The 7,485-nt window shown below is 64.6% G+C and carries 8 protein-coding genes; 7 read left to right on the forward strand and 1 reads right to left on the reverse strand.

Annotated elements, in window-relative coordinates; all coding sequences use genetic code 11:
* The coding region (locus tag KJ554_06225; protein ID MBU0741928.1) for a YigZ family protein at window positions 1-406 on the reverse strand (406 nt) is incomplete at its 3' end.
* A gap of 206 nt (window positions 407-612) precedes the next feature.
* Between KJ554_06225 and KJ554_06230 the strand changes: the two genes are divergently transcribed.
* The 7 genes from KJ554_06230 to KJ554_06260 all read left to right on the forward strand — a co-directional run bounded on the left by KJ554_06230 (window position 613) and on the right by KJ554_06260 (window position 7,370).
* Window positions 613-1,308 carry a hypothetical protein gene (locus KJ554_06230; protein ID MBU0741929.1) on the forward strand — a complete coding sequence of 232 codons (696 nt, stop codon included), beginning with the start codon at window positions 613-615 and terminating at the stop codon, window positions 1,306-1,308.
* 211 nt (window positions 1,309-1,519) lie between these two features.
* Window positions 1,520-2,359, forward strand: a complete 840-nt coding sequence (locus tag KJ554_06235; GenBank protein MBU0741930.1) for a hypothetical protein — start codon at window positions 1,520-1,522, stop codon at window positions 2,357-2,359.
* Between the two features lie 77 nt (window positions 2,360-2,436).
* Complete coding sequence (locus KJ554_06240; GenBank protein ID MBU0741931.1) at window positions 2,437-4,218, forward strand: thioredoxin family protein; 1,782 nt, start codon at window positions 2,437-2,439, stop codon at window positions 4,216-4,218.
* Window positions 4,219-4,259: 41 nt separating this feature from the next.
* A complete protein-coding gene (trxA, locus tag KJ554_06245; protein ID MBU0741932.1) occupies window positions 4,260-4,583 on the forward strand; it encodes a thioredoxin in 324 nt (107 codons plus the stop codon).
* A gap of 13 nt (window positions 4,584-4,596) precedes the next feature.
* Complete coding sequence (locus tag KJ554_06250) at window positions 4,597-5,169, forward strand: TlpA family protein disulfide reductase (GenBank protein MBU0741933.1); 573 nt, start codon at window positions 4,597-4,599, stop codon at window positions 5,167-5,169.
* A 15-nt stretch (window positions 5,170-5,184) separates the two neighbouring features.
* Complete coding sequence (locus KJ554_06255) at window positions 5,185-5,586, forward strand: co-chaperone GroES family protein (GenBank protein MBU0741934.1); 402 nt, start codon at window positions 5,185-5,187, stop codon at window positions 5,584-5,586.
* Between the two features lie 416 nt (window positions 5,587-6,002).
* The gene (locus KJ554_06260; GenBank protein ID MBU0741935.1) at window positions 6,003-7,370 is read left to right on the forward strand and encodes a metallophosphoesterase; all 1,368 of its coding nucleotides are present in this window, start codon (window positions 6,003-6,005) and stop codon (window positions 7,368-7,370) included.
* Window positions 7,371-7,485: the final 115 nt, after the last annotated feature.

Here is a 7,485-nt window from a genome sequence, read left to right on the forward strand (position 1 = left end):
GCGGCGCGTCGGCCAGCGCGGCCGCTGCCGCGGCCCGGTAGGCGCGCCCGAGTCCCCCGGTACCGAGCTTCACGCCGCCGAAATAGCGTGCGACGACCACCGCGGCGTCGGTGACGCCGGCGCTCTCGATGGCCCCGAGGATGGGGGCTCCGGCCGTACCGGACGGCTCGCCGCCGTCGCTGCGGCCCTCCGTCTGGTCGTTGCCGTGGCCGCGGCGCCAGGCGTGGCAGACGTGCCGGCAGTCGTGATAGCGGCGCCTCATGTCGGCCACGATGCCGCGCACCTCTACCCGGTCCGCGAGCGGGTGCGCCTCCGCCACGAAGAGCGATCTCTGCACCTTGAGCTCGCCCCTGCCGATCGCCGCCAGCGTCACGATCGCAGGGAGATCCTCTTCGCACGGATTCATCGGGCCGGCTCCGAACGACAAGTGGCCAGGGGCGGTTCGAAAAAGCGCCGCCACGACTCGGGCATACCGGGAACTCTAGCCGTTACTTCATTGTGAATCAACATGTTACCGCAAACTCATTCAGGCACCCAACTTGCAAAGCCGCCGGTGTCCGCGTCCCTGCCGGCCGCAGCCGGTACAGACAGACCGCAATCGAGGTGGAGCGAATGCCGATGGCCCCCGGAGCCGGGAAGCCCGCGCGGGCGGAGAGGTGGCGCACGGGCGCCGTCTGCGCCCTGCTCTGGGGGGCGGCCGTGCTGTGCGCGGCCTCCGTGCGCGCGGGCCCCCTGTACCGGTCCCTGGACCGGCCGGACAAGGCACGGCCGCCGCTGATCACCCTCGGGCCGACCTTGGGTGGCTCGCCAGACTGGGAGATGTTCCGCTTCGGTTTCAGCGGATCGATCCTGTTCCGTCCCGATGCAGCCGCGGGGATCTTCGCGCCGCTCTACTACTGGAACACCGGACTGGTTCTGCACGGCGAGTACCGCGACATCGCACCCGACCGCAACATCCTGACCGCCGACCTGGTGCTGCGCCGCTACCTCGTCGATGGCCACCGCCGGAGCCGCGGGACCGCCCTCTTCGCCGGCGCCGGCGGAGGCCTGGCGCTCGTCGGCTATCCCGTGGCGGTCCCGGCCGGCGATTCCGCCGCAGGGGAGGCGGCGGCGGACGCCGCGCCGCAACGCTACCAACGCGGCGAACAGAGATACTACACGTTCCTGGCCGAGCTGGGATACGAGCAGGACATGACCGACAGCATCGTCCTGCTCTGGAAAGCCCAATGGCGCGGCTACATCTGGGGGTCGCGCGATTATTCCAACTGGTCGCTCCACGTCCAGATCGGCTTCCCGTTGCCCTGGTAGGAACCTCCCCGCCGTCGGGTTGTTGTCCCTCTCGCTTGTGGACGAGAGTCGCCCGAGCGGCTATCTTCTGCCGAACCTGTTTCCTGAGCCCGATCATCCGTGCGGACGCAACCGCGCCGGGTCGATTGCCGTGTTCGCGCCACGCTCCTTCTTGTCATCGCGAAGCGCTGCGTAGCGGGTGATCGGGTCAGACGTCCCGAGAGGTGATCCGATGCATCAAACCGTCATGAGCCGGACCGGCCGGCCTGTCCGCGACCGAGATCACCGGCGATCCGCCGCGTCGGCGATCTGGCTGGCATTCGCCGCCGCCTCCTGTCTCGCCGCCGCGGTCGCGAACGCGGCCGAACTGGGATACCGGGACTACCGGGCCGTCATGCGCGCCTGCGAAAGACTCGACCATCTCGCGTGCATCGAATCGCTCGAGGACGAGAACGGCCCCTACATCGTGATCGGGGACCGCTTCGGGCTGGTGCGGATCATCTACCTCACCGGTGACGGCAGCCGCGACATCTGGACCAGCAAGCAGCTCAACGGCGTCGTCCAGGAGGTGATCGGCGCGGACCTCGACGGCGATGGCAAGGACGAGATCATCGCCTGGTCCACGTCAGCCATGGTCTACGTGTGGTCGGGCGCCGATCACAAGCTCCGCTACGAGACCCTACAGAACGAGTTCCAGATCCTGCACAGCCTGGCGGTCGGCAACGTGGATGACGACGCGCAGCTGGAGATCCTGGTCAACGCCGACGATCACATCTACTACCTGGACGGTGTCACCTTCAACCGGGAATGGACCAGCCTGCGGGAGTACCAGGCCACGCGCATGGCCGTGGGCGACGTCGATGGCGACGGCACGCCGGAGATCGTGCTGAACACGGGGCAGATCGTCGATGCCCGCGGTGGCGACGTGGAATGGGAGGACGTGGTCTTCGGCACGCGCATCGAGCTGGTGGACATGGACGGGGACGGCATACCCGAAGTCCTCACCGAGAGCGACGGCGGCTTGCTGAAGATCTACGACGTGGACATCCGTCGCGAAAAACATCTGCAGTGAATGATCCCGTAAGATCCGCAGGCCATCCGGCACTCACGGCTGCAACGTTACAGTCGTCCGTTGCGAGGGGAACGATGATGCGCTCGTCCAGACTCGTCTGTTTCCTCCTGGTGGCGGGCCTGGCCGTGCCGGGCGCGGCCGGAGCCGGTCTCTTCGACTCGCCGCTAAACCAGTCCGCCGACGAACCGCCCGCCCTGACGGTGACTCTCAGGCCCCTGTCCGGGGATCTGCCGGCCGGAGGCCAGGTGCAGTTCGGGGTTCTCTACAACGTGCCGGCAGGCACGCACATGACGACCACCTTCCAGGCCCTGGAGTTCAGAGGCGAGCCGGCGGCCACCTTCGGCCAGGCCGTCTTCCCGCCGCCCGTCAAGGCGGAGATCCCGTACTACCGCGGCGACGTCATGGCCGTGGTGCCGGTGGCCCTGCCCGCCTTGCCGGGCGCGTTCACGGTCCATGTCGAGGCTGCGTACCAGCTCTGCAAGGAAGGGGAAGCCGCCCTCTGCTTCCCGCCAGCGAAGGCGACGACGTCCCTCGTGCTGCAGGTCACGGCCGCGACGGCGGGCGCGAACAGCGCCGCCGCCGCCGGTGGCGGGAGTCTCCAGGATCGGCTGCGGCACGCCCTGGAGAAGGGAAGCTGGCTGGCTTTCCTGATGGTGTTCCTGGGGGGCGTGCTCGCCAGTCTCACGCCGTGCGTATTCCCCATGATCCCCATCACGATCAGCTTCATCGGCATGCACGCCGGGGGAAACCCGGTCAAGGGCTTCATCATGTCGTTGTGGTACGTGCTGGGCATCGCCCTGGTCTACTCGTCCCTCGGCCTGATCGCCGCGGCGGGGGGGGCCGCCTTCGGTCAGGCCACGCAGACGCCGGTGTTCATGGGCGCGGTGGCCGCCGTCGTCTTCGCCATGGCCCTGTCCATGGCCGGTCTCTACGACATCCAACTGCCCAGCGGCCTCACGTCGAGGATCGGCGGCGGGCGCACGGGCTTCCTGGGCCCCTTGCTCATGGGCATGGCCATGGGACTGATCGCCGCGCCCTGCGTCGGACCCGTAATCGTGGTCCTGCTCTCGTGGGTGGCGACGACCGGCAGCCTATTTCTGGGCTTCTGGCTGCTGTTCACCTTCGCCATGGGCATGGGACTGCTGTTCATCGTACTGGGCACCTTCGGCGGCATGCTGCCCCCCGGGGGCTGGATGGTCACCGTCAAGCACGTCTTCGCCATCGTGCTCTACGCCCTGTCGCTGTGGTTCCTGAGGCCCTGGCTGCCGGCGTGGTTGCCGCCCCTGGTCTTCGGCCTGGCGCTGATGTTGAGCGTGAGCGCCTGGGGCGTTTTCAACCCGCTGCCGGCCGACGCCGGCCCCCGCGCCGGCCTGAACAAGGGCGTCATGCGGTTCCTGTGGATCGTGGGTCTGGTGCTGGCCCTGCTCGGCGGTCTGCGCGGCTTCGCGCCGGGACTGCTGCCGACCGGCGGCGCGGCGCCGCCGACGGGGGAGGCGTCTCATCTCGAGCCCGCCTGGTTCGGGGACGAGGCGGCGGGCTTCGCCGAGGCGGCCGCGACGGGCAAACCCGTGATGATGGATTTCTGGGCCGAATGGTGTGCCGCCTGCCTCGAGCTGGACCACAAGACCTACAACCAGGACGCGATCCTGCGACTTGCGCAAAGCTTCGTCGCGGTTAAGATGGACATGACCAGGCGCAGCCCCGAGAACGACGCCATCAGTCGCAGGCACAAGGTCGTGGGCATGCCGACGGTCATTTTCTTCGATTCCCAGGGCCACGAGCTGGAGCGGTTCTCCGGTTTCGTGAAAGCCGCCGACCTGTCCGAGGTCATGGCACGGGTCCTGACAGCGGTGAGATGACGAGGACCGGCCGTCCGTGACGGCCATCAAGCGGAGGCGAGATGAGCGACCTGATCCACGTGACCGACGAGAACTTCGAGGCCGAGATACTCAACAGCGAGATTCCGGTCCTGGTGGACTTCAGCGCCACCTGGTGCGGACCCTGCAAGCAGCTCACGCCCATCGTGGAGGAGCTGGCGGTCGAGTACGCCGGCCGCTTGAAGGTCGCCCACGTCGATGTGGATCATGCGCGCGACCACGCCGCCAAGTTCGGCGTGATGTCCGTGCCGACCGTCCTGTACATCAAGGGCGGGACGGTGACGGACTCGCAGGTGGGCCTGACGGCCAAGGAGAAGATGATCGAGAAGATCGACAAGATGCTCTGACGCGGAGGACTTCATGAGACGAACATTCCTGATCATACTCGCCGTCCTGCTGGGCCTGTACGCCTGCACGGGCTGCACGGGTGACACCAAGGACGCCACCGTCGCCGGCGGCAAGACGCCGGACGGCGGAGCGCAGGGCGTCGAGACGGCCGCAGCCGCCGCGCCGACCACCGACTTCGTGCTGTCGGACCTGCACGGCAATAAGCTGAATCTGGCCGACTATCGCGGCGACGTCGTGATCCTGGACTTCTGGGCCACCTGGTGCGGCCCCTGCAAGATGGTCATGCCCTACCTGCAGAAGATTCACGACGGCCATGCCGACGAGGGGATCCGCGTGGTGGCGTTGTCGGTGGACCAGAAGAGTCCGTCGAGCGTACGCCAGTTCCTCGACAAGTACGGCTACACGTTCCCGGTCGCCATGGCCGGCGTCGACCTGCAGAGCGCCTACGGCGGGATCAGCAGCATTCCGACCACGTTCATCATCGGGCCCGACGGAGCGGTGAAGGAGCGGATGGTGGGCGCGCATCCCCTGGACGATTACCTGGCCGCGGCCCGGCGCGCCAAGCAGGCGGCGACGGGAACGTAGCGGAAAGGCGGGACCGTGTCCCCCTTGAAGAAGAAACTCATCGTCGTGGGCGACAGGCTGCTCGTGCGGCCCGAGAGCGGCGAGGAGAAGACCAACACGGGTCTGTACCTGCCGGCGACGGCCCTGAGCGCCCGCACCGCGCAGAGCGGCTGGGTCGTGACGGTCGGTCCGGGCATTCCCCTGCCCGAACTGGCGGACGAGACCCTTGAGCCCTGGCAGACCCGCGACGCCGCGCCGCGTTACGTACCCCTGCAGGCCCAGGAGGGGGATTTCGTGCTCTTCGTGCGCAAGGCGGCCGTGGAGATCACCTTCGAGGGCAAGCAGTACCTGATCGTGCCGAATTCGGCCGTGCTGGTGCTGGTGCGCGACGACTGGGAGGATTCTCCCGGCTTCGACGGGGACGGTGGCGAGGACTGAGGCGGTCTGCCAGGAACGGTAAAAAAGAAGAAGCCCCTGATCACGTTGCGAACCCGTGATCAGGGGCTTATACCGTTCGTTTTTTATCATTTCCTCAATTAGATACATGAATGAACACTGCCCCAAATGACCAGAGGGCTTTCCCGTCTGTAAAGCCTGTTGACAGCGGGCGGCCTCAAAAGTGTTTGGCGGAACTCCTCATTGCGTCGCCTAATGGCTCTCAATCTTGTAGGTTCGGGATTCGCCTCCTTAGCAGTGTACCAAGCAAATAAAGGGGTTACGGCGATAGTCGTGGCCCCTTTTCTATGTTGGTGGCTGCCGTAGGGCTACTGATGCGCCGCTTCCTTGAACCGTCGCCGGCTGTGCTATACTTGCCGTATATCGCCCACGGCCAACAACCCGAAATGGAGTACGTCATGCGTGAAAGCACGGCCAGGGCATTCATGTTCACAGGCATCGGGATCTCGACGATGGTTATCAGAATCCTGGTTATTCTCGCTCTTGTTCCGATCGTCCTAGTCATTTCTGGGATTCCCGGTCGGGCAGCAGAGCCCATCGACGTCCATTGCCTCGTCTACCTAGACGAAAATGAGGACGGACAGCATCAGCCGCAGGAGCCGGGCCTGCCGGGTGTGCGAGTCACAAATGGGGTCGATGTTCTTTCCACTGACGCCATGGGCTCGGTGGATCTGCAAGTGGACCCGGACGATTACAGGTTCGTCACGATGACGATTTCATCCGGCTATTGGCCGACCGATGCCTGGTATCATCGCCTCGACAGTACCACCAGCCGGGCGGATACTGTCCGCTTCGGTCTGAGGCCGGCACCTGAGCTGAGCGGGAACTCCTTCCGCTGGATTCATATCGCCGACACCCAGATCAACTCGCTTATGTACTATCCACTCGCCGCCGACATCCAGGCCATGAACAGACTTGAGCTTCCCCCCGTCTTCATCGTCAACACCGGCGATATTGTTAATGACGGCCACGTCCGAGCCGAATGGGAGTACTATCTAGACCAAATGTCCGTCTCCGAGATTCCGGTGTTCAATGTCGTGGGAAATCATGATGACGACTCGAACGAACTGTCGCTGGCACTGTATGAAGAGTATGTCGGTCCACCATATTACTCCTTTGATATCGGTGATTGGCATTTTATCACATTCAACACTTGGCGCAGGTACATCCATACCCCCTCGCAGGCGGAGTGGTTGGACCGCGATGCGGCACAGGCTCCTCCAGGATCAAGGCTTGTCGTTTTCGAGCACTTCTCGCTGCGTTATGGATTCCCGGAAGTCCTTCAGCAATTTGTGGATCTGGGAATACAGGCCGTCTTCTCGGGACATCATCATTTCATCAACCTGTCCACCCATCCAGCGGGTATCGGCGATTACAGCATGGTATGGCCACGAGGAGGAGGCCGTGACTGGACGCCCAGATCGTACAGTCTGGTCTCATGCCACGAAGACGGCTCCATCGATTTCGAGATCAAGCGTCTGCTGATAGACCACCGCACAATCCTCACGAGCCCCGCATCCGAAGACGCGACGTGCGGACCAGAAGTCCCGATCCTAGTCCAGGCCTATGACAGCGCGGCGGCGCCGGTGGATCTGACCGCTCATATGTACGACCCCTCGGGGATTCCGCTCGAAGTCGTCCCGTTGTCCAGAGAGGGGATATCACTCTGGAGGGGAGCCTTCAGCACAGATGGATGGCCGACCGGAGAATACCGGATTGAAGTTCACGGGAACTTCGATGGAGTTATAACCGAAAGTTGTGGATGACCTGATCAAAAGAGGTGGCGTATCCTCCCCATTGACGTTTTCAAATCTCTTTGAAAGGAGAGGACACGCCATGGGGAAGAAGATAGCCCAGATGGGGCCGCCAGGTCCAGAAGAA

The organism is bacterium (assembly GCA_018814885.1).
Classification (GTDB): domain Bacteria; phylum Krumholzibacteriota; class Krumholzibacteriia; order LZORAL124-64-63; family LZORAL124-64-63; genus JAHIYU01.

Bases quoted from the DNA above. Each gene is read 5' to 3' on its own strand.
- KJ554_06230 (MBU0741929.1), top strand. From the start codon at position 613: ATGCCGATGGCCCCCGGAGCCGGGAAGCCCGCGCGGGCGGAGAGGTGG.
- KJ554_06235 (MBU0741930.1), top strand. From the start codon at position 1,520: ATGCATCAAACCGTCATGAGCCGGACCGGCCGGCCTGTCCGCGACCGA.
- KJ554_06240 (MBU0741931.1), top strand. From the start codon at position 2,437: ATGCGCTCGTCCAGACTCGTCTGTTTCCTCCTGGTGGCGGGCCTGGCC.
- trxA (MBU0741932.1), top strand. From the start codon at position 4,260: ATGAGCGACCTGATCCACGTGACCGACGAGAACTTCGAGGCCGAGATA.
- KJ554_06250 (MBU0741933.1), top strand. From the start codon at position 4,597: ATGAGACGAACATTCCTGATCATACTCGCCGTCCTGCTGGGCCTGTAC.
- KJ554_06260 (MBU0741935.1), top strand. From the start codon at position 6,003: ATGCGTGAAAGCACGGCCAGGGCATTCATGTTCACAGGCATCGGGATC.